Here is a 25,345-nt window from a genome sequence, read left to right as displayed (position 1 = left end):
TATTTTTATGCCTTTTAGTAGAATATCATTGAAAGCAGATAAGCTACTATCGTAGAGGTGAATACGCTGATCAAACCAGGCATCATGAACGAGTGGTTCAACAGGTATTTACCGATTACCGTAGTACCCGAGCGGTCGAAGTTGACGGTGGCGATATCCGATGGGTAGTTAGGGATAAAGAAGTAACCGTAAACAGCGGGCAGTACACCTAACAGGACAGGTCCGGGGATTCCCAGCTTATATGCCAATGGTAACATGGCTACCACTACAGCTCCCTGCGAGTTGATGAGCACAGACACCAGGAAGTATACAAAAGCAATACTCCATGGATATTCTTTTACGATATCAGCCAGCATAGCCTGCATCTCGCTCATGTAATTTGAGAAGTAGGTATCAGCCAGCCAGGCGATGCCGTAGATGGCCACAACGGCTACCATACCCGATTGCCATACAGGACCAGCTACAGCCTTTTTGGGTTGGGCTTTACAGAATATGATCATCAGGGCGGCAGCAGAAATCATGACAATCTGGATCACCAGGTTCATCTTCAGGTCAACCATGCCTTTCTCTGTGAATCCCTCGGCTACAACACCTGCCTTAGCCAGCGTTGAGGCAGAGATGGTAACGCCACTTACAAGTGTCAGATCGCCAGCACCCTTAACAGCCTTTACCGTAGGATATGATGGTAATAGGTCGGGGAGGGCAGCAAACATGACGATGATAGCCAGCGCACCCAGGAAGATGAATACAGCATTCTTGGCCGACTGTGGGATCTCCTTGTCGAGTGTTGTGGCATTAGAGCCATAGATATACTCTCGCTGAATAGGATCAGCAATCTTTTTCTGGAATTCTGGATCTTTATCGAGGTCGAGACCACGATGATAGGAAGCAGCTGCAGCAGCAATCAGTCCGCAGACACAAGCAGGAATGCTGACCATCAGCACGCGTGGAATCGTAATGTCGAAGTGGTTGGCATTAGAGATGGTGACGAATGCCACGACAGCTGCTGCGATAGGCGAACAGGTGATACCTACCTGTGAGGCGATCGAAGCAACACCACAGGGGCGTTCCGGGCGGATACCTTTCTTCAGCGCGATGTCGCAGATAATAGGCATCAGTGTGTAAACCACGTGACCTGTTCCTACCAATACGGTGAGGAAGAATGTACACAATGGCGCGAAGAACGTGATGTGGTCGGGATGCTTGCGCAGCATCTTCTCTGCTATCTGTATCAGCCAGTCCATACCGCCTGAAGCCTGCATGATGCCAGCACATGTTACAGCTGCGATGATGATGTAAATAACGTCGGTTGGAGGTGAGCCGGGTTTCAATCCGAACCCGAACACGAGAATGGCCAAACCGATTCCTGAAATTGCTCCCAATGCCAAACTGCCATAACGAGAGCCTACCCACAGTGCACCGAGTACGATACAGAGCTGCAAAATCATTGAAAAGGTAATCATACGTTAATAAATAAACTGTTTTAAGTTGCTATTATTGGAATTCTGAGGGCAAATATACTGAAAAAAAATAGAAAAGAGAAATTTTTCTGCATTTTTTGATATGTAAATCTTAAAATTATTTATTTCTTTGGTCAGGTCAGATAAAATCACTACCTTTGCACGCTAAATAATAAAGGTTAAAAAATAGAAGCTAAAAAAGTTAGAATATGGCAAAGAAGTTTGCAGAACATAACGGCTTGAATCTGACCCAGGTTAACAATGATATCCTGGAGATGTGGCGTGAGAAGAATGTATTCTGGCGCTCGGTAGATGAGCGTGAGGGATGTCCTCAGTTTGTATTCTTTGAGGGACCTCCCTCTGCAAATGGACACCCTGGTATTCACCATGTGTTGGCGCGTACCATTAAGGATACCTTCAACCGTTATAAGACCATGAAGGGTTATCAGGTGAAGCGTAAGGCTGGTTGGGATACTCACGGACTGCCTGTAGAGTTGGGCGTCGAGAAGGAGTTGGGTATTACCAAGGCGGATATCGATAATAAAGCATCAGAAAAGTACATCTCAACCGAGGATTACAATAAGAAGTGCCGCGAGAATGTGATGATGTTCACACAGGAGTGGCGCGACCTCACAGAGAAGATGGGTTATTTCGTTGATTTGGATAATCCTTACATTACCTACGACAACAAATACATCGAGACACTGTGGTGGCTGTTGCAGCAGTTCTATAAGAAGGGCTTGCTTTACAAGGGTTACACCATCCAGCCATATTCGCCAGGTGCAGGTACTGGTCTGAGCTCACACGAGCTGAACCAGCCAGGTTGCTATCGCGATGTGAAGGATACCACTGTTACTGCCCTGTTCAAGGCTCTCAATCCTAAGGAAGAGTGGACCAAGTGGGGTGAGGCTTACTTCGTAGCCTGGACAACCACTCCTTGGACATTGCCTTCGAACACTGCACTTTGCGTAGGACCGAAGATTGATTACGTAGCTGTACAGACATACAATGCCTATAATGGCGAGAAGATGACCATCGTACTGGCCGAGAGCCGCTTGAATGCTTATCTCTCACCTGAGGGTAATATCACCGATGGCGATGAGATGCCTGAATACAACAAGGGCGAGAAGTTTGTGCCTTATCGCATTGTTGGTCGTTATACTGGTGAGGAACTGGTTGGCATGAAGTACCAGCAGCTGATGCCTTGGGTTAAGCCCTCGGCTAAGCTCGATCAGAACGCTGCCGACTACGTGAAGGAGTATGCAGCTGCACATCCTGAGAAAGTATTCGCTGGTGAGAATGGCAAGGATCAGTTTGTAGAGATGGAGAGCGAGGCTTTCCGTGTGATTCCTGGCGATTACGTAACCACAGAGGATGGTGCCGGTATCGTACATATTGCGCCTACCTTCGGTGCTGATGACGCCAAGGTGGCTAAGGATGCCCATATCCCAAGTCTGTTCCTTATTAATAAGAAAGGTGAGACACGTCCAATGGTCGACCTCCAGGGTAAGTACTATGTGATGGACGAACTGGATAATAACTTTGTTGAGAAGTGTGTAGATGTAAAGGCATACGGTCACCACGCTGGTGACTACGTGAAGAACGCCTATGCACCTGAGTTCAACAAGGATGGCAAGTACGACGAGCAGGCTGCAGCGAAGGCTGAGGACCTGAACATCGTTATCTGTATGGAGATGAAGCAGGAGGGCACCGCACTCAAGATTGAGAAGCACGTGCACAACTATCCTCACTGCTGGCGTACCGATAAGCCCGTACTCTATTATCCATTGGATTCTTGGTTCATTCGTTCAACTGCCAAGAAGGAGCGTATGTTCGAATTGAACAAGACCATCAACTGGCAGCCCGAGAGCACTGGTACAGGCCGCTTTGGTAACTGGCTGGAGAACCTGAACGACTGGAACCTCTCTCGTTCACGTTTCTGGGGTACACCACTGCCTATCTGGCGCGACGAGGATGGCAAGGAAATCTGCATCGGTTCGGTAGAGGAACTCTACAACGAGATTGAGAAGGCTGTTAAGGCAGGCTTCATGCAGAGCAACCCATTGAAGGACAATGGTTTTGTTCCTGGCGATATGAGCAAGGAGAACTACGATAAGATCGACCTACATCGTCCATACGTTGACAACATCGTACTGGTATCAGAGAGCGGTAAGCCTATGAAGCGCGAGACCGACCTGATCGACGTTTGGTTCGATTCTGGTTCTATGCCATACGCACAGATCCACTATCCATTCGAGAATAAGGATCTGATTGATAAGGGTATCGCATTCCCTTGCGACTTTATCAACGAGGGTGTCGACCAGACCCGTGGTTGGTTCTTCACCCTGCACGCTATTGCTACCATGATTTTCGACTCAGTAGCCTTCAAGAATGTTATTTCTTCAGGTCTGGTGCTCGATGCCAAGGGTAACAAGATGTCGAAGCACGTTGGTAACGTAGTAAACCCATTCGATATGATAGGCAAGTACGGTAGCGATGCTGTACGTCTGTATATGATGACCAACTCTGAGCCTTGGGACAACCTGAAGTTCGACCCAGAGGGCGTAGATGAGGTACGTCGTAAGTTCTTCGGAACACTTTATAACACCTATAGCTTCTTCGCACTCTATGCTAATGTGGATGGTTTCGACCCAACAGCAGCACAGGTGGCATTCGAGAAGCGTCCTGAGATCGATCGCTGGATTCTCTCTTGTCTGAATACCCTCATCAAGGGTGTTGAGAAAGAGCTGGATGGCTACGATCCAACACGTGCCGGACGACTGATTGACGCGTTCGTAAACGACGACCTTTCTAACTGGTTTGTTCGTTTGAACCGCAAACGTTTCTGGGGTAAGGAGATGAGCGAGGACAAGCTCTCGGCTTATCAGACGCTCTACACCTGCTTGATGACCGTTGCCAAGCTGTTGGCTCCATTCGCACCATTCTATGCTGATCAGCTGTATAAGGACCTGGGTGGTGAGCTCGACTCAGTACACCTGGATAAGTTCCCTGTAGCCGACGAGGCACAGATTGATAAGGATCTCGAGGCTCGCATGCAGATGGCTCAGAAGATTACCTCAATGGTTCTGGCCCTTCGCCGTAAGGTGAATATCAAGGTTCGCCAGCCACTGCAGGCCATCATGATTCCTGCTGTGGACGAGACTCAGAAGAAGCACATCGAGGCCGTTAAGGACCTGATCATGAACGAGGTTAACGTGAAGGAACTCCGTTTCGTTGAGGGTGCTGGCGTGCTGGTTAAGAAGGTGAAGTGTAACTTCCGTACCATGGGTAAGAAGTTCGGTAAGCTCATGAAGAGTGTAGCTGCCGCTATGGATGCCCTGACACAGGAGCAGATTGCCGAGCTCGAGAAGCAGGGTACCATCGGTATCAATGTCGAGGGTCAGGATATCACCGTCGAGGCTGTTGATGTTGAGATTATCAGCGAAGACATCCCAGGCTGGCTGGTAGCTAACGAGGGTAACCTGACAGTGGCTCTTGAGGTTGAGCTGACTGATGAGCTGAAGAACGAGGGTATGGCCCGCGAACTCATCAACCGTATTCAGAATATTCGTAAGGAGAGTGGCTTCGAGATTACAGATCGTATTAGCGTGGTGATTGCTCCAAACGATGAGGTGAAGAAGGCTGTTGATAGCTTCGCTGACTACATCAAGACTCAGGTTCTGGCCGATAATATTACTCTACAACCTAATGACGGCCAGGAGGTTGAGTTCGATGACTTCAAGTTGAACATTACAGTTACAAAGAATTAGAAATAATCAATAACTAAACATTTATTATTATGGCAGAGAAGACTCGCTATACTGATGAAGAGCTCGAAGAGTTCCGTCAGATTATCAATGAAAAGATGGCTTTGGCCAAACGTGATTACGACCAGATGATGCGTGTGCTGACCAATGAGGACAGCAATGATGTAGATGACACATCACCTACATACAAAGCATTGGAGGAGGGTAGTGCAACCCAGTCGAAAGAGGAACTCATCTCGATGGCAGCCCGCCAGCAGAAGTTCATCCAGGGCCTGAAGGCTGCATTGATTCGTATCGAGAACAAAACTTACGGTATCGACCGTATCACGGGTAAGCTGATTCCCAAGGAGCGCCTTCGTGCGGTTCCACATGCTACCCTCAGTGTAGAGTCAAAGTTGAATCAGAAAAAGTGAGTTTAGGAAAACTTATCACCAAAGGCAGACTGGCGACATTTATTATAGTCGCCATTCTCCTTATTGACCAGGCTATCAAGATCTGGGTAAAGACTTCGATGTCGCTCCATGAGAGTATCCATATTACAGATTGGTTCTATATTACTTTTATCGAGAATATGGGTATGGCTTTTGGTATGCAGTTAGGCAGCAAGATTGTGTTGTCACTGTTCCGTGTGGCTGCTATCTGTGTGCTGGGTTATTACATCTGGCAGCAGATACAGAAGAATGCGCGTTGGGGCTATCTTGTATGTCTTTCGATGGTGCTGGCAGGTGCAGCAGGCAATCTGATAGATTGCATGTTCTACGGCTTGATGTTCAATGAGTCGTCGCCCTATTATCTGTCGTATTTCGTTGACTTCGGAACTGGTTATGCGCCTTTCTTGATGGGTAAGGTAGTAGATATGTTCTACTTCCCGTTGATTGAGACAGAGTGGCCTATGTGGATGCCGTTTGTGGGTGGTGAGCACTTTGTGTTCTTTAGCCCGGTATTCAATTTCGCCGATGCCAGTATCAGTGTCAGTGTTGTCCTGCTGCTATTGTTCTATCGTGAAGAAATCAGTAAGATTTCATTGAAGAGTAAGGAGAAACAAGTTGAAGAGTAAGGCTATACATATCATCCAGCTGGTGGCAGCTGTAGCCATGTTGGTAAGCTGTAAACCTCAGGTTCCGTCACAGTATATTCAACCTGACGACATGGAGGATCTGCTATACGATTATCACATAGCCCAAGGTATAGCTGCTCAGCAGAGTGGTGACGAGGAATATAACCGCAGGCTTGCGTTCGAAACGGTTCTGAATGAACATGGATTTACGCAGGCGGCTTTCGATTCTTCGTTGGTGTATTACTATACGCGTGCAGACCGGTTCCAGGAAATTTATAAGAATGTGCAGAACCGCCTGAACGACGAAGCCGAGAAGTATGGTGGCGCTATCAATGAGATGCAGAATTTTGCATCAAATTCGCTAAATGGCGATACTACAGATGTGTGGGAGGGTGAGCGCATGCTGATGCTGCTCAACGACCGTCCATATCATCTGTATTCGTTTCGTCAGTTAGCCGATACAACCTTTCATGCTGGCGACAGTTTTGTCATGAATATCAACACCACATGGCTGATGCAGAATGGAAACCGTCAGGCCACAGTCTATATGGCAATCACCTATGAGAACGATAGTACCACCAAGCAAAACACCGTCATATCATCTTCTGGCACGTCTTCTTTGCGCATACCTTATTGCAAGGAGCGTGTGAAGGAGATCAAGGGATTTGTGATGTGTGGTATGCGCCCCGCAACAGAGCTGACCTATAATCTCTGTATATTGTTTGTGAATAATATCCAGCTGATACGTTTCCACAATAAGGTGGTTGAACAGCCGATGGCTCCGAAACCCCTGGGTGATAGTGTCAAGGTGCTGACGCCTGATACTGTTAAGCCTTTGGACGACCATCCACTCACCATTGGCGAGGTGAATAGAATGCGCCAGATGAAAAAGAATAATTGAACCAATAATCGAGTATAACAATTATGAATCTGAAATTCCGTTTATCATTGATGAACTTCCTGGAGTTCGCAGTTTGGGGAGCTTATCTTACATGTATGGGTAATTACCTCGGAGTGGCCGGACTGGGCGACAAGATTTCCTGGTTCTATGCTATTCAGGGTATCGTCAGTATCTTTATGCCCACTTTGATGGGAATTGTAGCCGATAAGTATATTCAGCCACAGCGCTTGTTGGGCTTGTGCCACTTGGCAGCAGGTGGCTTTATGCTGGGCTGCTGGTGGTTAGGCCTCCAGGCTGGCTTTGGCAATGAGTTGCCCGATAAGGCACTGTTCATCACGCTTTACACCCTGAGTGTGGCATTCTTCATGCCAACCATCGCTTTGTCGAATACCGCTGCCTTCACTATTCTGAAGAACAACGGACTTGATACCGTGAAGGATTTTCCCCCCATCCGTGTGCTGGGCACCGTGGGCTTCATCGTAACCATGTGGTTTGTTAACTGTGCCGTATGGCAGGATGGCAGCTTCAGCATGACGCTGGCCGACAGCGCCTATAAGTTCCAGTATACCTACATGCAGTTCTTTGTATCAGGCATCCTCAGCATTGTGCTCTGCTTCTATTGCTTCACATTGCCCGAGTGTAAGGTGGTGGTCAAGGAGAAGGTTTCGCTCATCGAGAGCCTGGGTCTCAATGCCTTCAAGCTGTTCAAGAATCGCAATATGGCGCTGTTCTTTATCTTCTCGGCCCTGTTGGGTATGTGCCTGCAGGTAACCAATGGCTATGCCGGTCCGTTCATTACCAGCTTCAAGGGTAGTGCCGATGCAGCTATTGCCAGCTCGTTTGCAGCCAATAACGCAACACTGCTTACCAGTATCTCACAAATCAGTGAAGCGCTGTGTATCCTCATGATACCATTCTTCCTGAAACGATATGGTATTAAGGTGGTCATGCTCATGTCGATGTTCGCCTGGGTATTCCGTTTCGGATTCTTCGGTGTTGGTAACCCCGCTATGCCAGGCGTTATCATGTTCATTCTCTCTTGCATCGTTTACGGTGTGGCCTTCGACTTCTTCAATGTGTCGGGTGGTATCTTCGTTGATCAGGAATGTGATCCCAGCATCAAGGCTTCGGCTCAGGGATTGTTTATGATGATGACCAATGGTGTTGGCGCAACAATAGGTACACTGGCTGCTGGCGAGATAGTAAACCATTATTGTTATTGGGAGAATGGATTCCTGCAGGGTAATTGGGCCACTTGCTGGTTTATCTTTGCTGCATTTGCACTGGTAGTAGGCATTTCGTTCGCCCTTGTGTTCCATCCGGAAAAGAAATAAAGAACAGATATGAAGGAAGCAAGATATTTTTTTGTGCCTGATGCTGAGAATCAGACAGAGTTACCTACTGATGAGGCCATGCACGCCATGCGTGTATTGCGCCTGAAGAGTGGCGACGAGCTGTTCCTGATGGATGGTGAGGGTAATTACTTTCGTGCTCAAGTAACAGTGGCGGCTACGCATCACTGCTATTATGAAATCCTGGAGAAGCTGCCTCAGGAGCGCCAGTGGAAAGGCCACCTGCACTTAGGTATTGCGCCCACCAAGATGATGGACCGCATGGAGTGGATGATGGAGAAGGCCACCGAGGTTGGTATCGACGAGGTATCGTTCCTGAACTGCAAGTTCTCTGAGCGTCGACTGGTAAAGCTGGTCCGTCTTGACAAGATTGTCACCGCAGCTGTCAAGCAGAGTCATAAGGCATGGAAACCTCAGGTCAATGAGATGGTTCATTTTGATGCTTTCCTGAAACAGCCGCTTGAGGGCCGTAAATATATCGCTCACTGCTATGAGGAAGTGCCTCGTACCGAGCTTTTTGATGAGTTACGCAAACCTTCCGACTCTGACGATGTGACGGTTCTGGTTGGGCCTGAAGGCGACTTCTCAATCGACGAGGTGAAGGCAGCTGTTAAGGCAGGCTGGGTGTCGGTAAGTCTTGGCAAGAGTCGCTTGCGTACAGAGACGGCAGGCCTGTCGGCAGTGATGATGATGCAGCTGGCACAACAATAATGATGATAAACCATAATAAACTATAAGATATGACTGACGAGAAGATTATGGCTACCATAAAGCCCGATGGCGAGTACTGGCAGCCCGAACTCGAGACAATGCCAAGAGAGCAACTCCAGCAGTTGCAAGTAAAAAAACTGAAGGATACGATCAACGTCTGCCTGAAATCGCCATTCTACAAGGAGCGCTTAGGCAAACTGGGTATCACGGCCGATTCAATCAATAGCCTTGAGGATCTTCGCAAGATTCCCTTCACCACGAAGCAGGATCTGCGCGATAACTATCCGTTTGGACTTGTTGGCGGCAATTTGGATGATGCCGTTCGTATCCACTCTACCAGCGGAACAACAGGTAATCCCTGCGTAGTGGTATATTCTGAGCACGATATCTGCTCGTGGGCCAACATGATTGCCCGCAACCTGTATATGGTAGGCTGTCGCAAGAGCGATGTGTTTCAGAATTCATCCGGCTATGGCATGTTTACCGGCGGACTTGGCTTCCAATATGGAGCAGAGTGGTTGGGTGCCATGACTGTGCCTGCTGCAGCTGGTAACTCTAAACGTCAGATCAAGTTCGTAAAGGACTTTGGCACCACCTGTCTGCACGCCATTCCATCATATGCCATCCGCTTGGCCGAAGTGTTCAAGGAGGAGGGTGTTGATCCCTCAACCACCAAGCTTCGCACCCTTTGCATTGGTGCCGAGCCTCATACCGAGGAGCAGCGCCGCCGCATCGAGCGTATGCTGGGCGTAAAGGCCTACAACTCGTTTGGTATGACCGAGATGAATGGTCCTGGTGTAGCCTTCGAGTGTAAGTATCAGGACGGTATGCACCTGTGGGAGGATAACTATATCGTTGAGATTGTTGATCCGGATACACTCGAGCCAGTGCCCGATGGCGAGATGGGCGAGATGGTGCTTACCACCCTCGACCGCACTATGATGCCTATCCTGCGCTATCGTACGCGCGACCTCACCCGCATCATTGCCGAGCCATGTAAGTGCGGACGTACCCACCGTCGTATCGACCGCATCAAGGGTCGTACTGACGACATGTTCATCATCAAGGGTGTGAACGTATTCCCCATGCAGGTCGAGAAGATCCTGGTGCAGTATCCCGGTTTGGGCAGCAATTACCTGATTACCCTCGAGACCATCGACGATAACGATGTGATGACCGTCGAAGTTGAGCTCGACAGCCTGGAGACCGAGATCTATCCCGAGATGCAGCGGATGATGAAGGATATCCAGCGTGCGCTCAAGGATGAGATTCTGCTCACTCCAGTAGTAAAACTTGTAAAGAAGGGCTCGTTGCCTCAGAGTGAGGGCAAGGCCGTTCGTGTTAAAGATTTAAGACCTTCACGTGGATGAAGAAAATATTGATGGCCCTGTTGATGGCCGCCACTTTTAGTCAGGCATCTGCTGCTGACGTCCAGATACGCGACGTGTTCAGGGAGATGCCTGACTCCCTTATGCCTTATCTTTCAAAGAACAATCGTCTGGATTTCATCGACTTCCTTGATTCGGGCATGAAGGCTGAGGTAAAAAACTCGCTGGGTGGAACCAGTGAGATGACATCTATTGCCGACGATAGCTTGTCTATTCGTATGAGCGATGGTTTGCGTGTTGATATGTTGCTCATGGATAGTGTGGTGGTGATGGTTGAAACCTTCACCGTTGATTCTGTTTATGGCGAGAGTAGGGTGCACTATTATTCTGTAGATTGGAAACCCTTGGCGCAGCCCTGTTTCAGCGGGATTCAGGCGCAAAGAATCAAGCGATTGAAAATGCAAAATATCGTAAAGCGCGACGACGATTTGCTAAACAAACGTTAAAATCTTCAGATTCCGACTTCTAATTAATGGCATTCTAAAAGAAAAAAACTACCTTTGCAGAGTGTTTTTCATGGTATTAGATTATTAAGGTTAATTAGAAGATCGTTTATCGTGAGGTAAGTGATATTTCGGCCTCCATAAAGTAATGTTTGATTTTTTTTATGAATATTAGTTTATGGTTAAAAAAAGAGGAACCTGAGAAGGTTCCTCTTTTACTTTCTATCATTGACCAAAGTTCAATGTTCAATGTTAATAGCTTCTAGCTATGATCACGCGAGCTTTTGAGGGCTTGCCAGTAACCATATCCACACCAGGTGTCTGCTCTACGCCGAAAGGCACGCAGCGGATAGTGGCCTGAGTCTCTTCCTTGATCTTAGCCTCGGTCTCGGCAGTACCGTCCCAGTGGCACAGGAAGAATCCACCGTCCTTTACCTTCTCCTTGAACTCCTCGTAGTTTTCGCACTCGTAGATGTGAGCATCACGATAAGCCTTGGCCTTTTCGAAGATATTCTTCTGGATATCCTCCAGCAGCTGCTCTACGTATTCTGTGATACCCTCGATAGAGCGTGTCTCCTTCTCCAGCGTATCGCGGCGCATTACCTCGATGGTACCGTTCTCCAGGTCGCGAGCACCCAGAACCAGACGTACGGGAACACCCTTCAACTCGTAGTCGGCAAACTTGAAGCCAGGACGCTTGTTGTCAGCATCGTCGAACTTCACGGTGATACCCTTAGCGCGCAGGGCCTCGATGATAGGAGTAACCTCCTTGTTCACCTGCTCCATCTGCTCAGGCTTGGTGGCGATAGGAATAATCACTACCTGGATAGGAGCCAGACGTGGAGGCAGAACCAGTCCGTTATCGTCAGAGTGAGTCATGATGAGCGCACCGATCAGGCGGGTAGAAACACCCCATGAGGTGGCCCATACATACTCAGGCTTGTTCTCCTTATTAAGATAGGTAACCTCGAAAGCCTTGGCAAAGTTCTGACCCAGGAAGTGGCTGGTACCGCTCTGCAGCGCCTTTCCGTCCTGCATCATAGCCTCGATGGTGTAAGTATCCAGCGCACCGGCAAAACGCTCAGTCTCGCTCTTCACGCCCTGTACTACAGGCACAGCCATCCACTCCTCAGCAAACTTGGCATATACCTTCAGCATCTTCTGTGCTTCCTCCTCGGCCTCCTCGCGGGTAGCGTGGGCTGTGTGGCCCTCCTGCCAGAGGAACTCACTGGTACGCAGGAAGGGGCGTGTACGCATCTCCCAGCGCATCACATTACACCACTGGTTGCACATCAGGGGCAGATCGCGCCATGAGTGAATCCAGTTCTTATAGGTATTCCAGATAATAGTCTCCGAAGTAGGACGGACAATCAGCTCCTCTTCGAGCTTAGCTGTTGGGTCAACCTCAACACCGCTCTTGTCCTCTTTGGCACGCAGGCGGTAGTGTGTTACTACGGCACACTCCTTAGCAAAACCCTCAACGTGCTCGGCCTCTTTCGAGAGGAACGACTTTGGGATGAGCAAGGGGAAGTATGCGTTCTGAGCACCAGTTTCCTTAAACATCTTGTCGAGCTGCTGCTGCATCTTCTCCCAGATGGCATAACCGTAAGGTTTGATGACCATACAGCCACGTACAGCACTCTGCTCTGCCAGGTCGGCCTTAACTACCAGGTCGTTAAACCACTGACTGTAGTTGTCGGCTCTTTTTGTAAGTTCTTTTAATTCTTTTGCCATATTTGTTTTCTATGATTTCTATTTTGCCTGCAAAGGTACTGAAAATCGAGCGAAAAACAAAATAAAAATCAATTAAAGTTACCATTAGCCTTGTTTTTGCCCGAATATTTTATTATCTTTGCAGCATCAAACATAACATTAATAGAAACATTAATTAAATTGTAAACTGATGAAGAAAGCATTAAAAATCACGCTGTTTAGCGTTTTGGGATTGGTTGTCTTATTAGGAGTTGCCGTGTGGATGGAGTTTGGTCCGTTGGTAAAAGGTGCAAATTCGTGCGTGAAACTGGACGACGGCCTTTATTTTATGGAGTACACGGGCGACGACGGCTTTGACGGACTGATGGCGCAGGGCGGAATAGAAAAAGCCGACCAGTTGGCAGGATACGCCATCGAATTCCTGTCTAAGGGCCACTACAAGCCAGAAATCAGCACATCAAAGCAGTCATACGGATGTTCAGCACTAACGGTAAGTACGCCTGATGGCGGCATACTGATGGGGCGCAACTTCGATTTTCCATCGGCCATTGGTGTGGTGATGCACTGCATACCTGACAAGGGCTACGAAACAATCACTACCTTTAACGTGGAGTTCTACAACTTTGGCGAGGGTTTCAAACCAGAGGGATTTAAGAATCAGTATATGTCGCTTACAGGCCTGTTTGTGGCTCTCGACGGTATCAATGAGAAGGGACTTGCCATAGCCGACCTAATGGCTGGCGACACTGTCGAAACACATCAGCACACTAACAAGCCCGACCTGACCACGACTGCCGCCATACCATATATGCTGAAAAATGCGGCCAACGTTGACGAGGCACTGCATCTGCTCGAGGGTATAGATATGCACTCCGACATAGGTTCGGCCCACCACTACGCTATGGCCGATGCAACGGGCAGAAGGGTGGTACTTGAATATGTTGACAACAAAATGGTAGTGGTAGAATCGCCAGCTGTGACCAATCACTATCTGTGCCAGCAGAAACTGAATGCAGGTCTGGAGCCTGGCGATAAGCGTTATGACGTCCTATGTGAGCGATTTTCCGAAACCGGTGGTGTGATGACTCAGGAACAGCTTACTAGCGCGATTGCATCGGTATCGCAACCACAGCGTGAGGGCTTCCTGGGCACAGCCTGGACGATGGTGATGGACCTGAAGCATCCATCAGTCACCTATTATTCTCGCCGCCACTTCAACAAGCCATTAAAATTAATGTTTAAAAGAGGGTGAACTGGAAAAAAGTCAATCTGTGCTAAAATTGCACAAGTTCAGAAATCACCTTTTCCTGTGCTTTAACTTTAAGTGCCATAATTCTAATTTTATTTTTGTGTTGTTGTTAAATTTTTTACCGTTTTACTTTTTTACTCTTTTATTGTCTCAACTTCGATGTTGGTTTGCGGCCACACGTGGGAGAATTTCTTAGTGCACGTGGGAAATTCTTTTTCCTCGCGCGGGAGCATCATTTCCATCTTTATCTTGATAATGCAAATGCACGAAAAATTCGTTATATAATGAAATATTATTTGTTAATGGATTGTTAAAATTATCAGGTCTACTCATTTGAGCACAGAGCACAGAGCACAGTTTTCTCATGAGCACCTCAAAATATGCAAGTAATACTTTTACTATATATATTATATATATTATATATATAGTAATTATTATACTTACTAGAACTCACTAATCCATGTACCCCTCTCGCAAATAAACTGTGCTCTGTGCTCTGTGCGCTTTTTTTATTTCCCCTATAATTTATGAACTAAAGACAATGAATGCAAGTAATAAGGCAAAAGGCGTGAAATATGCGTTTTCTGGTCACGAGTCATTTCCTTGTAAGTCGCTTTGGCTTAAGAAAGGGTATGATTTTGTTGTGTCAGGTAACAACTTTAATAGACCTGAAGCTGTAATTGGATTGGGCGTAGGTAAGAATATGGTTGCTTCAATCCGATTCAGGCTTAAGGCTTTTGGTATTACTGAGAGCGACGAGATAACCTGGATAGGCGACTATCTCTTCGACGAAATAAGTGGCAAGGATAAGTATCTTGAAGATATTGCAACCCTATGGTTGCTCCATTTTAATTTGGTATTCTCAGAGGAGGCAACGCTATATAAAATGTTCTTCTGTGGTGTACAGCGAGAGCGTTCAAGTTTTGAACGTGAACAGGTTTTGACTTATGTGAAGCTAAAAATGGCTGAAGCAGGAAAGACCACATTGTATAATGAGAACACTGTAAAAAAGGATAAAATATTGGGGACAGTTCTGATGATCAGTAATGATTGCTGGAATCATTACTCTTGATTTTGAACATTTACTGATTTGATCTATTTTGATCTTTTTTGTTAAGTTTTGATCTATTACTGATTTTCTCATTTTTTTGCGCTACTTTTGTATCTTGTATGAAGAAGTACAGCATTGAAGTGTTAGAGATGTTGAGTCGCATCGTTGAGGTAGAGGCTTCTGATGAAGAGGACGCTATTGAGAAGGTGAGACTGGATTATCGAAAATGCAGGATTGTGCTGGATGATTCAGACTACAATTATACGGAATTTAGCGTGAAAGATGAAAAATCTGGGTGAGTGTTTGTAGTTTTCAGAAGAAATCACTATCTTTGCACCGCTTTTGATACTCATCATTAGCGCATTTTACATTGTGGGAAATTAGATAGCAGTATCTAAATTCGAAGAGACCTCAGACATAAAAGTCCACCAAACATTTATACAGAGAGTCTCGGGGAATGCGGATACGCCTATCATTGTATAGGCGTACCCCCTTCCTTTCCTTCTCTCTGTATGGGCTTCTGTGGTGGACTGCCTTTGTCTGGAGTTGGAAAACGGAGGAGGTGCGCTTTCTTTTTGTCCACTTTAAAACGACAAAAAGACGATGAGTAAAGAAGCTAAGCCCTTTTTGAAATGGGCTGGAGGCAAAGGACAACTTTTATCACAACTCGATGAACATCTGCCTATCGAATTGCAGAGGCAGGAGTTCACGTACATAGAGCCATTTGTTGGTGGAGGAGCAATGCTTTTCCATATGTTGCATAAGTACTCAAATATCACTCATGCGGTAATCAATGATATCAATCCACATTTGGTAACTGCCTATCGTGTTATTAAGCAGCAGCCTGATGAACTGATACGTCGGCTTTCGGCTTTGGAACAAGACTATTTCTCGCGGCCTGATGAAGAGGCAAAGAAGGAATACTTTCTAAACGTGAGGAACATCTTTAATGAGACAGAGCTCGATAACATTGATCGTACAAAGTACCTGATATTCCTGAATCGAACCTGTTTCAATGGCTTGTATCGTGTCAACAGCAAAGGCAAGTTCAATGTGCCATTTGGCCGTAATCTACATCCTACCATCTGTAATGCCGATACGATAATGGCTGATAGTGAGATGCTGAACCGGGCAAATGTAACCATACTAAATGGTGATTATGAAAGCACGGCAGATGAAATGGGCGAGGGGGTGAACTTCTTCTATTTCGACCCGCCTTACCGTCCCCTGAATGCAACATCAAGCTTTAATTCGTATGCTAAAGAAGACTTCAACGACGTTGAGCAGATTCGGTTGCGTGATTACTGTGCACGCCTGAACGAGCAGCCCAACGTTATGTGGATGCTCAGCAATTCTGATTGCTCTGCTAAGACCCCAGAGGATACTTTCTTCGAGGATATTTATGCTAATTTCAATATCCATCGCGTATATGCCTCTCGCGCTATCAATGCAAACCCTAATAAACGTGGTAAACTAACCGAATTATTAATCAAGAACTATGAATAAGGATTTTAATTTGTTTATGTCTCAACTTAAAGAGACCAACCAGACTTTGGATTTTTTCTGTGATTTCGAAAAGATATCAGAAAACGTAGCAGAAATCGAGATTAGTTTGAATACATTAAATTATCTGATAGGCAAGGATGATTTATCTAAATGTGTTGACGAACTATGGAAACGTGATCCTGAAGTTTTCGAAGTTCTAAGTATTTTGATTGCGGTAAGAGACGAAGGCGCCAAACCTGTAGTAAACAGTGATGGAAACGTGGTTTTGCTTAAGAGTTACTTTGAATCGAGTAAGAAGGTTGTAGAATTCCTCGAAGATACAGGGCTTGCAGAAGTTTTCCGTTCTCAACGCGTTAAGGATTTGGTCGATTATGTGTTTGGTATTGAGACTGGGCTTGATACAAATGCTCGAAAAAACCGAAGCGGGCATATTATGGAGAATACTGTAGCTAAATTGTTGAATGATGAAGATATTGATTTTCGTCAGGAAGTATATTCCTCGGAATTTCCAGAACTCTCTGTATTAGGTGCCGATGAGAAACGTTTTGATTTTTACATTGAGACTTCGAACAAGAAATATCTCATAGAAGTTAATTTCTACAGTTCGAGTGGTTCAAAACTAAACGAGGTTGCACGTTCTTATACCGAACTTGCGCCAAAGGTTAACTCAGTCAAAGGCTTCGAATTTGTTTGGATTACGGATGGTATAGGTTGGAAGTCGGCTCGTAACAAACTCGAAGAGGCTTACAATACAATTCCAAGTGTCTATAACCTCACAAATATCAGTTCGTTCATTGAAGACCTGAAGAAATGATTGTCCCTTATTACAAATCTCCCAACCACGACTTTAACTTGATATGTGGTGATACGTTTGAGCTGTTGCCGCAGTTCAAATTCAAGTTCGACATGATATTTGCCGATCCACCTTACTTCCTCTCGAGTGGTGGCATCAGTGTGCAGAGTGGTAAGGTGGTTTGTGTAGATAAGGGCGATTGGGATAAAAGTATGTCACCTGAGGAGATTAATGAGTTTAATTTGAAATGGTTGTCCTTGTGCAGAGAGAAACTAAAGGATGACGGTACGATCTGGATTTCAGGAACTTATCACAACATTTTCTCTGTGGCAAATTGTCTAACGAAGCTGGGGTATAAGATTCTTAATGTAATAACGTGGGCTAAGACGAATCCGCCACCCAATATTTCGTGCCGGTACTTTACTTACTCTACAGAGTTTGTAATCTGGGCTCGCAAAAAGGAGAAGGTGGCGCATTATTATAATTATGAGCTGATGAAACACATCAACGACGAGAAACAAATGACTGATGTGTGGCGCCTGCCTGCTATCGCGCCTTGGGAGAAATCGTGTACCAAGCATCCTACTCAGAAACCACTGGGCTTGTTGAGCCGTATTATTATGGCTTCAACAAAGCCTGGCGATTGGATTCTCGACCCCTTTGCGGGCAGTAGCACAACTGGTATTGCAGCTAATCTCCTGGGACGTCGTTTTCTTGGTATTGAGCGTGAAGAAGAATATGCTGCTATCAGCAAGGCGCGCCGCGAAGAGATTGAGAACTTGAATACATTCGCGACGTATAAGCATAAGATTCCGGATATCATGAAGGCAGAGGACACGCAAACCGATTGTTTTACATGTCACGAAGATGTGATAGAACGCCTGCCTTTCTTGTGATTCGAATAGATAATCTCTCCGCACTTCACTGTTGGTTTCTCATATGGGATGGGAATAACCCTTCGCGCGTACATATTGAGAATCTGAGGTTGATTCAGACGTAAGAACGGCCTCTCCTCACTCGCTCGTAGACTCAATATTTATAGTTTTCGGGTATGAAATTAAGGCTTTCTTCTGAAAAATGCAAGCTGGAATGCTTATTATTTTTTAAAAAATACCGATAGATTTGTACATGCTTAGAAAAAATGTACTATCTTTGCAGGCAGAAATCAACGTTTTTAACTCTTAATAAATGATTGAAGTATGAAAAGTATTAAAACAATTGCTGTTGCACTGAGCGCAACGCTGGTGCTGGCTGGATGTAACATGAGTAACACAGCTAAAGGTACAATGATTGGTGCTGGTGGTGGTGCTGCTCTGGGTGCTATCATTGGTAAAATTGCTGGTAATACCGCTGTAGGTGCTGCCATCGGTGGTGCTGTAGGTGCTGGTACTGGTGCCATTATCGGTAAGAAGATGGATAAGGCTAAGAAGGAGGCTCAGGCTGTGCAGAACGCTCAGGTTGAGACTATCACCGACGCTAATGGTCTGACTGCTGTGAAGGTAACTTTCGACTCTGGTATCCTGTTCGCAGTTAACAAGGCTGACCTGAATGCCGCTTCAAAGAGCTCACTGCAGCAGTTCGCTCAGGTGCTGAAGAACAACAACGAGTGCGATATCGCTATCTTCGGACATACTGATAGCACTGGCTCGGATGCTGTTAACAATCCTCTGTCAAAGAATCGTGCTCAGAGCGTTTCTAAGTATCTGAAGTCGCTGGGTGTATCTGCTTCACAGATCAAGACAGTTGACGGTCAGGGTTCTACCAATCCTGTAGCTGACAACTCAACAGAAGAGGGCCGCAAGCAGAACCGCCGTGTAGAGGTTTATATGTATGCTTCGGAGCAGATGATCAACGAGGCTAACGCTGAGGCCTCTAAGTAATTGAATATTGAACATTGAACATTTTCAATTGAAAGTATTTAAGAGCATAATAAAATGGATAGTGGTGGCATTCTTTGCCTCCACTATTCTTGCTGTTGTAGCATTGCGATTCCTGCCTGTTTACTTTACACCGCTGATGTTCATCCGTTGTTGTGAACAGATGGGCGAGGGTAAGAGTATGAAGCTGAAACACCACTGGGTGCCTCTGGAGGAGATATCATCGTCGCTGCCGCAAGCTGTGATGGCCAGCGAGGATGCAAAATTCCTGCAGCATCATGGGTTCGACTTCCAGGCTATTGAGAAGGCTGCCGAACGTAACAGCAAACATCCCGAGAAACGTAAACTGGGCGCATCGACCATATCGCAGCAAACGGCCAAGAATGTTTTCCTGTGGCCGGGACGTTCGTGGGTGCGCAAAGGGTTTGAGGTGTATTTTACCGGCTTGATTGAGCTGATGTGGAGCAAGCAGCGAATCATGGAGGTGTACCTGAACTCGATTGAGATGGGCGATGGTATCTATGGTGCCGACGCTGTGGCTGAGGAGCACTTCAATACGCAGGCACAGCATCTGTCGAAGGCACAGTGTGCGTTGATAGCGGCTACACTACCTAATCCGCGTAAGTTCTCAAGTAAACATCCCTCGGCGTACATGTTGAAGCGCCAGGCACGTATTCTTCGCGAAATGAGATATGTCACCCCGCTGCCAAAGGAGGGTGAGGACGTGAAGATAAACAAGAAAAAGTAATCACTTTCTGAGTTCCCAGAACGCTACGGCTGCAGCTGCTGCAACATTCAGCGAGTCGACCTGATGCGACATGGGAATACGAACCGTATAATCGGCATCGGCGATGGTCTGCTGTGGCAGGCCGTCGCCTTCGGTGCCCATGATGAATGCTAACCTCTCTTCTTGCTTCAGGATGGGGTCGTCGAGCGATATGGATTTATCGGTTAATGCCATTGCTACCGTGTGATAGCCCAGACGGCGCACGGTGTCGTAGGAGTCGAGCCACGTCCAGGGAACTAAGAATACCGACCCCATGGATACGCGTACGGCACGACGGTTCAGCGGGTCGCAGCTGCTACGGGTCAGTAGCACGGCGTCGATGCCAAGAGCCGCTGCACTACGGAAGATGGCACCTATGTTCGTGGTGTCGACCACACCGTCGATCACCACGATACGGTGTTTCTGTTGCGAGGGGATGGTGGCAAGTACGTCTTCGACGTTCTTCTCCGTAGGTCGGCGCATGGCGCAAAGCACACCTCGGGTGAGGGTGTAGCCAGTGAGCTGTGCCAGTAATTCACGGTTGCCGGTATAAACGGGGATGTCGCCACAGGTGGCTATGATGTCGGCAGCGTCGCCCGTGATATGTCGACGCTCGCAGAGCAGTGCTAAAGGCTTGTAACCAGCCTGAAGTGCAACCCGGATGACCTTAGGGCTTTCGGCAATGAAGATGCCGTTGGCTGCGTCGAGACGGTTGCGAAGCTGTGCTTCTGTGAGGGTAGTGAATAACTCTAAGCCTGGCTGTTGTAACGAATTTATTTCAATAATCATTTGGTATAGAAATCAATGAGATTTTGTATAGCCTGCTGGCAAACCAGGCAGAACTCGGGTTCTTCGTTGGTGCGCATGCGGCAGTTCTCGAAGCCGCGCCATACACCTTTGGTCAGATAGCCGCCACCTTCAACGAAACCGGCTTTCCCTTCGCGGATCAAGTTCTCCCATTTGCCCTTGAAATCATGCTTTGTGGTGAGGTTGGGCTCCCATGGCTCTGTGTCGGCAAAGTACATGGGATCGTCGTCGCCATAGGGGTACTCGTCGCCCAGACCGCCAAAGGAGTGGCCGAATTCGTGAACTACGACAGGGCGGAAATAACGTCCGTGTGTATAGGTTAGATTGTATGAATTGTAGATGCCGCCACCGCCATAGCGCTCGGTGTTCACTAATACGATGATGTGCTCGTAGGGTGTGCCTGACAGTACATCGTGAAGCTTCTTCAGGTGTAATGTGGTGAGGTAGCGGTTACTATAGAACGTGTCGAAATGTGAGCCCAGTACCGTATTCTTCCAAATGCCTTTGTTGGGCTCGCTGGTGCCGCTGTCGATAGATGGCGATTCTACGGCGATGATATTGAATCGGCCTTTCAGGTGCTTGAAGGGCTCATGCTGGAATAGCGACTCGATGGCAATGCGACAATCGTTGAGGTAGGTGTCCATCTCATGGGCCTGGTATCCCTCAGCTACAAAAGCGATATGGATGCATCGGTTGGTGTCGGTGGCCTGGAGTAATGTGCGGTAGGGGGTATGGCCGATGGAGTCGGTGTTACGGATGAGGATGTCCTTGGGATCTACTCTGTGGGTCATCTTCGCGTTCGTGCGGTTGTGGTAGTCGTATAGCTCTATGGTTATATCGACGGGTTGTTTGGGGAATGGTACCAAGAAGACGTTTTCGAACGATTTCTGTGTGTGTTTGGCCTCGTTGGTGGTGAGCCATTCCTGAAATAGTGTTGAGAATGAATTACGGTAGATCACCTTGTGACTGTCGGGACAGCTGACGATGATCTGTCCGTTGCCTTTTAATGGAACCTCTGACAGGCGCTGGCGTTTTCCGAACCATCGGGGCGTGGAAACAAGCTCATCGACATAGATGTTCTGAGCGGTCTGATTCCCCGCAAAAGTATAGTCGATACGCAGGGTGCGATCGATGAAATAATCCTCAAAACGCTGCGCATATATCTGTGTGAAGACGGATAGTAAAACGCTGATAACTAATAGTTTCTTCATAATTCGTTAATTAAATCCTTTACATAGTTTCGTTCCCAGTCCCGGTGGTGGAACCGTTCGTTGTCGTATTCCAGTATATCCAGATCGACGGTCACAATCCCATCCTCGTTATGGGTGCGGCCAAGTCGTTTCTCAATCTCCTTCAATACCTCGTTGAGCAGGTTCATGCCTAAGCCGGTAGTACCTTGACAGAGCTGATTGAGATATTTGGGGCATTGGACATTGAACATTGAACATGGACCATTCCCTACAGGGTCGGTGTAGATGGCCGATGTGAAATGCACCTCGGTGAGCAGCTGCGTGAGTTGGGCGCGCGCAGCCTCCAGATGGGCCTCCTGGTTGCTATTAGAGGCCAGACTGATAATGACGTGATGTTGCTTTTGTACCATAACGATTGCAAAGGTACGAATTAGCGGGCAATAATCCAAATGAATTCAAAAAAATCTGTTTGAACGGCTTGTAATACAAAAATATTCAGTATCTTTGCAACGTCATATATATAATAAAGGTATAAGGCATTGTCAAAAGATAATGAAAAGTGCTATATTGAGTTGACAAAATGAAAGAAAAACAGGAATATTTGTGAATTTCTGCTTAAATATTTGGTGGAATAAAATAAAAAGTGTAATTTCGCAGCGCAATTCGGATATCATATGATTGAAGGGTTGAATAAAGGAATATAAATCATTTAAAAAATAAACAATCAAATGAAGAAGTACAACTTTAACGCCGGTCCCTCGATGCTTCCTCGCGAGGTGATTGAGAAGACCGCTCAGCAGTGTCTTGATTTCAACGGTTCGGGTCTCTCTCTGATGGAGATCAGCCATCGTGCAAAGGACTTTCAGCCTGTAGTTGACGAGGCTGTGGCTCTCGTAAAGGAACTCCTTAACGTTCCCGAGGGTTACTCCGTGATTTTCCTTGGTGGTGGTGCCAGTCTGGAGTTCTGTATGATTCCTTATAACTTCCTGATTAAGAAGGCTGCTTACCTGAACACCGGTGTTTGGGCTAAGAAGGCTATGAAGGAAGCTAAGCTTTTCGGTGAGGTAGTAGAGGTGGCTTCTTCAGCTGATGCCAACTATACTTTCATCCCTAAGGATTGGACTGTTCCCGCTGATGCTGACTATCTGCACATCACAACTAACAATACTATCTATGGTACAGAGATCCGCAAGGACCTCGATGTTCCCGTTCGTCTGATTGCCGATATGTCATCAGATATCTTCAGCCGTCCTGTCGACGTGGCTAAGTACGATGCCATCTACGCTGGTGCTCAGAAGAACCTGGCTATGGCCGGTGTTACCATCGTGATTGTTAAGGACGACGCGCTGGGTAAGGCTCCTCGTGAGATTCCTACCATGCTCGACTACCGTACACACGTAGATAAGGGTTCTATGTTCAATACGCCTCCTGTAGTTCCTATCTACAGCGCTCTCGAGAACCTGCGCTGGATCAAGGCCCAGGGTGGTGTAGAGGCTATGGACAAGCTGGCTCAGCAGCGCGCGGAGATTGTTTACGGCGAGATCGACCGCAACAAGATGTTCGTAGGTACTGCTAAGGCTGAGGATCGTTCGCTGATGAACATCTGCTTCGTGATGGCCGACGAGTACAAGGAGCTGGAGAAGGACTTCCTCGACTTCGCTACTTCAAAGGGTATGGTTGGTGTTAAGGGTCACCGCTCAGTTGGTGGTTTCCGTGCATCTTGCTACAACGCCCAGACCATCGAAGGCTGCAACGCTCTGGTAGCCTGCATGAAGGAATTCGAGAGTAATCATTAATTATTTTTAGCAGCGGACTACAGGACTAACAGGACTATCCGCATTAAAAAGTCCTTAAGTCCTGTAGTCCGTTGCAAATAAAAAACAAAGATATGAAAGTATTAGTTGCAACAGAGAAGCCATTCGCAGCAGCTGCTGTTAATGGTATCAAGGCAGAGATTGAGGCAGCCGGCAATGAGCTGGTACTGCTCGAGAAATATACAGAAAAGGCTCAGTTCCTGGCAGCCGTTGCTGATGCCGACGCACTCATTATCCGTAGCGATAAGGTTGACGCTGAGGTACTCGACGCTGCTAAGCAGCTGAAGATCGTGGTTCGTGCCGGTGCTGGTTACGACAACATCGATCTGGCTGCTGCTACTGCTCACAACGTAGTAGCTGAGAACACCCCAGGTCAGAACTCAAACGCAGTAGCCGAGTTGGTATTCGGTCTGCTCGTGATGGCCGTTCGTGGTTTCTACAACGGTAAGAGCGGTTCAGAGCTGCTGGGTAAGAAGCTGGGTATCCTGGCTTTCGGTAATGTAGGTCGCAATGTGGCTCGCATCGCCAAGGGCTTCGGTATGGACGTTTACGCTTACGATGCTTTCTGCCCTGCAGAGGTTATCGAGGCTGCTGGCGTACACGCTGTTTGCTGTCAGGAGAAGTTGTTCGAGACCTGTGATGTTGTATCACTCCACATCCCTGCTACTCCTGAGACCAAGCAGAGCATCAACGCTGCATTGGTTGGCAAGATGAAGAAGGGTGGCGTGCTGGTTAACACAGCCCGTAAGGAGGTTATCAACGAGCCCGAGCTGATTAAGCTGATGGCTGAGCGTGAGGACCTGAAGTTCGTGACCGACATCATGCCCGATGCTAACGATGAGTTCGCTAAGTTCGAGGGTCGTTACTTCTCAACTCCTAAGAAGATGGGTGCTCAGACAGCCGAGGCCAACATCAACGCTGGTATCGCTGCTGCCAAGCAGATCAACGCCTTCTTCAAGGATGGCGACACCAAGTTCCAGGTAAATAAGTAATTTACTGATATATAAGGTGCACAGGAGGGTTTAAGCCCTACTTGTGCACTTTTGTATTCTCCTAAAACCAATAATAATTATGCAAAGTGATCCCAAGCAGTGCTTGTACTGCACGAATAATCAGACGCTTCACGACCTGATGATTGAGTTTGCTCAACTGTCGGTGTCGCGAGCTTTTTTGTTTAAGGAGCAGACCTATCGCGGTCGTTGCCTGGTGGCCTATAAGGACCACGTCAATGATCTGAACGAGTTGAGCGACGAAGATCGCAATGCCTTTATGGCCGATGTGGCTAAGGTGACTCGTGCCATGCAGAAAGCATTCAATCCCGAAAAGATTAACTATGGTGCCTATAGCGACAAGCTGTCGCATCTGCACTTCCATCTGGCGCCCAAATATGTGGATGGTCCTGATTACGGTGGCGTGTTCCAGATGAACCCAGGCAAGGTATATCTTACCGATGCCGAATATACAGAAATGATAGAGAACATTAAAAAATACTTATAATAA

The 25,345-nt window shown here is 47.1% G+C and carries 24 protein-coding genes; 19 read left to right on the top strand and 5 right to left on the bottom strand.

The features are described 5' to 3' along the window. Nucleotides 1-14: 14 nt before the first annotated feature. Nucleotides 15-1,463: an anaerobic C4-dicarboxylate transporter gene (locus T495_RS0111420; protein WP_033148764.1), complete on the bottom strand. Its 1,449-nt coding sequence runs from the start codon at nucleotides 1,461-1,463 to the stop codon at nucleotides 15-17. 206 nt (nucleotides 1,464-1,669) lie between these two features. Between T495_RS0111420 and ileS the strand changes: the two genes are divergently transcribed. The 8 genes from ileS to T495_RS0111380 are packed head-to-tail and all read left to right on the top strand — an operon-like array spanning nucleotide 1,670 to nucleotide 11,082. After that, a complete protein-coding gene (ileS, locus tag T495_RS0111415) occupies nucleotides 1,670-5,230 on the top strand; it encodes an isoleucine--tRNA ligase (protein ID WP_028903497.1) in 3,561 nt (1,186 codons plus the stop codon). A 29-nt stretch (nucleotides 5,231-5,259) separates the two neighbouring features. Continuing rightward, nucleotides 5,260-5,640, top strand: a complete 381-nt coding sequence (locus tag T495_RS0111410; protein WP_028903498.1) for a molecular chaperone DnaK — start codon at nucleotides 5,260-5,262, stop codon at nucleotides 5,638-5,640. Then, nucleotides 5,637-6,284 (top strand): lipoprotein signal peptidase, encoded by a 648-nt coding sequence (locus T495_RS0111405; RefSeq protein WP_028903499.1) that lies wholly within the window; start codon nucleotides 5,637-5,639, stop codon nucleotides 6,282-6,284. Before T495_RS0111410 ends, T495_RS0111405 begins: the two co-directional genes overlap by 4 nt. Continuing rightward, entirely contained in the window at nucleotides 6,274-7,185 is a 912-nt protein-coding gene (locus T495_RS0111400) for a DUF4296 domain-containing protein (protein ID WP_028903500.1), read from the top strand. Before T495_RS0111405 ends, T495_RS0111400 begins: the two co-directional genes overlap by 11 nt. Before the next feature lie 23 nt (nucleotides 7,186-7,208). Continuing rightward, on the top strand, nucleotides 7,209-8,519 hold the full coding sequence (locus tag T495_RS0111395; RefSeq protein WP_028903501.1) for an MFS transporter: 1,311 nt from the start codon (nucleotides 7,209-7,211) through the stop codon (nucleotides 8,517-8,519). A 9-nt stretch (nucleotides 8,520-8,528) separates the two neighbouring features. Next, nucleotides 8,529-9,248: a 16S rRNA (uracil(1498)-N(3))-methyltransferase gene (locus T495_RS0111390; protein WP_028903502.1), complete on the top strand. Its 720-nt coding sequence runs from the start codon at nucleotides 8,529-8,531 to the stop codon at nucleotides 9,246-9,248. A gap of 47 nt (nucleotides 9,249-9,295) precedes the next feature. Beyond that, nucleotides 9,296-10,618 carry a phenylacetate--CoA ligase family protein gene (locus T495_RS0111385; RefSeq protein ID WP_028903503.1) on the top strand — a complete coding sequence of 441 codons (1,323 nt, stop codon included), beginning with the start codon at nucleotides 9,296-9,298 and terminating at the stop codon, nucleotides 10,616-10,618. After that, nucleotides 10,615-11,082 (top strand): DUF3256 family protein, encoded by a 468-nt coding sequence (locus tag T495_RS0111380; RefSeq protein WP_051523056.1) that lies wholly within the window; start codon nucleotides 10,615-10,617, stop codon nucleotides 11,080-11,082. Before T495_RS0111385 ends, T495_RS0111380 begins: the two co-directional genes overlap by 4 nt. 249 nt (nucleotides 11,083-11,331) lie before the next feature. Here the strand turns inward: T495_RS0111380 and proS are convergent, their stop codons facing one another. Further along, nucleotides 11,332-12,813: a proline--tRNA ligase gene (gene proS, locus T495_RS0111375; protein WP_028903504.1), complete on the bottom strand. Its 1,482-nt coding sequence runs from the start codon at nucleotides 12,811-12,813 to the stop codon at nucleotides 11,332-11,334. Nucleotides 12,814-12,982: 169 nt separating this feature from the next. Between proS and T495_RS0111370 the strand changes: the two genes are divergently transcribed. The 8 genes from T495_RS0111370 (at nucleotide 12,983) to mtgA (ending at nucleotide 20,016) form a co-directional block, all read left to right on the top strand. Next, nucleotides 12,983-14,044 carry a linear amide C-N hydrolase gene (locus T495_RS0111370; RefSeq protein ID WP_081773303.1) on the top strand — a complete coding sequence of 354 codons (1,062 nt, stop codon included), beginning with the start codon at nucleotides 12,983-12,985 and terminating at the stop codon, nucleotides 14,042-14,044. A 538-nt stretch (nucleotides 14,045-14,582) separates the two neighbouring features. Further along, the gene (locus T495_RS0111365; RefSeq protein ID WP_231495097.1) at nucleotides 14,583-15,113 is read left to right on the top strand and encodes a DUF4007 family protein; all 531 of its coding nucleotides are present in this window, start codon (nucleotides 14,583-14,585) and stop codon (nucleotides 15,111-15,113) included. A gap of 98 nt (nucleotides 15,114-15,211) precedes the next feature. Next, nucleotides 15,212-15,391: a DpnD/PcfM family protein gene (locus tag T495_RS0111360; protein ID WP_033148763.1), complete on the top strand. Its 180-nt coding sequence runs from the start codon at nucleotides 15,212-15,214 to the stop codon at nucleotides 15,389-15,391. A 304-nt stretch (nucleotides 15,392-15,695) separates the two neighbouring features. Then, nucleotides 15,696-16,598, top strand: coding sequence for a DNA adenine methylase (locus T495_RS0111355; RefSeq protein WP_051652016.1), 903 nt, complete (start codon nucleotides 15,696-15,698; stop codon nucleotides 16,596-16,598). Next, a complete protein-coding gene (locus tag T495_RS0111350; protein WP_033148762.1) occupies nucleotides 16,591-17,412 on the top strand; it encodes a type II restriction endonuclease in 822 nt (273 codons plus the stop codon). The genes T495_RS0111355 and T495_RS0111350 overlap by 8 nt, the downstream gene beginning before the upstream one ends. Beyond that, nucleotides 17,409-18,287 (top strand): site-specific DNA-methyltransferase, encoded by an 879-nt coding sequence (locus tag T495_RS0111345; RefSeq protein WP_197020390.1) that lies wholly within the window; start codon nucleotides 17,409-17,411, stop codon nucleotides 18,285-18,287. The genes T495_RS0111350 and T495_RS0111345 overlap by 4 nt, the downstream gene beginning before the upstream one ends. 303 nt (nucleotides 18,288-18,590) lie before the next feature. Further along, nucleotides 18,591-19,271, top strand: a complete 681-nt coding sequence (locus T495_RS0111340) for an OmpA family protein (protein WP_033148761.1) — start codon at nucleotides 18,591-18,593, stop codon at nucleotides 19,269-19,271. 28 nt (nucleotides 19,272-19,299) lie between these two features. Next, on the top strand, nucleotides 19,300-20,016 hold the full coding sequence (gene mtgA / locus T495_RS0111335; RefSeq protein ID WP_033148760.1) for a monofunctional biosynthetic peptidoglycan transglycosylase: 717 nt from the start codon (nucleotides 19,300-19,302) through the stop codon (nucleotides 20,014-20,016). On the opposite strand, the gene T495_RS0111330 is transcribed toward mtgA, so the two are convergent. The 3 genes from T495_RS0111330 to T495_RS0111320 are packed head-to-tail and all read right to left on the bottom strand — an operon-like array spanning nucleotide 20,017 to nucleotide 22,441. After that, nucleotides 20,017-20,823: an RNA methyltransferase gene (locus T495_RS0111330; protein ID WP_033148759.1), complete on the bottom strand. Its 807-nt coding sequence runs from the start codon at nucleotides 20,821-20,823 to the stop codon at nucleotides 20,017-20,019. Next, nucleotides 20,820-22,052: a M64 family metallopeptidase gene (locus T495_RS0111325; RefSeq protein WP_033148758.1), complete on the bottom strand. Its 1,233-nt coding sequence runs from the start codon at nucleotides 22,050-22,052 to the stop codon at nucleotides 20,820-20,822. The genes T495_RS0111330 and T495_RS0111325 overlap by 4 nt, the downstream gene beginning before the upstream one ends. Continuing rightward, a complete protein-coding gene (locus T495_RS0111320; RefSeq protein WP_033148757.1) occupies nucleotides 22,049-22,441 on the bottom strand; it encodes a 2-amino-4-hydroxy-6-hydroxymethyldihydropteridine diphosphokinase in 393 nt (130 codons plus the stop codon). Before T495_RS0111320 ends, T495_RS0111325 begins: the two co-directional genes overlap by 4 nt. Before the next feature lie 318 nt (nucleotides 22,442-22,759). Here T495_RS0111320 and serC point away from each other — a divergent pair, with 318 nt between their 5' ends. The 3 genes from serC to T495_RS0111305 all read left to right on the top strand — a co-directional run bounded on the left by serC (nucleotide 22,760) and on the right by T495_RS0111305 (nucleotide 25,342). After that, nucleotides 22,760-23,827 (top strand): 3-phosphoserine/phosphohydroxythreonine transaminase, encoded by a 1,068-nt coding sequence (serC, locus tag T495_RS0111315; RefSeq protein WP_028903776.1) that lies wholly within the window; start codon nucleotides 22,760-22,762, stop codon nucleotides 23,825-23,827. Nucleotides 23,828-23,919: 92 nt separating this feature from the next. Further along, entirely contained in the window at nucleotides 23,920-24,837 is a 918-nt protein-coding gene (locus tag T495_RS0111310; RefSeq protein ID WP_013065456.1) for an NAD(P)-dependent oxidoreductase, read from the top strand. Between the two features lie 79 nt (nucleotides 24,838-24,916). Continuing rightward, the gene (locus T495_RS0111305; protein ID WP_028903777.1) at nucleotides 24,917-25,342 is read left to right on the top strand and encodes an HIT family protein; all 426 of its coding nucleotides are present in this window, start codon (nucleotides 24,917-24,919) and stop codon (nucleotides 25,340-25,342) included. The last annotated feature ends 3 nt before the right edge of the window (nucleotides 25,343-25,345 follow it).

The sequence above is a fragment of the Prevotella sp. P6B1 genome (genome assembly GCF_000702825.1).
Lineage (GTDB): Bacteria > Bacteroidota > Bacteroidia > Bacteroidales > Bacteroidaceae > Prevotella.
This window is presented reverse-complemented; position numbering and strand designations above follow the sequence as displayed.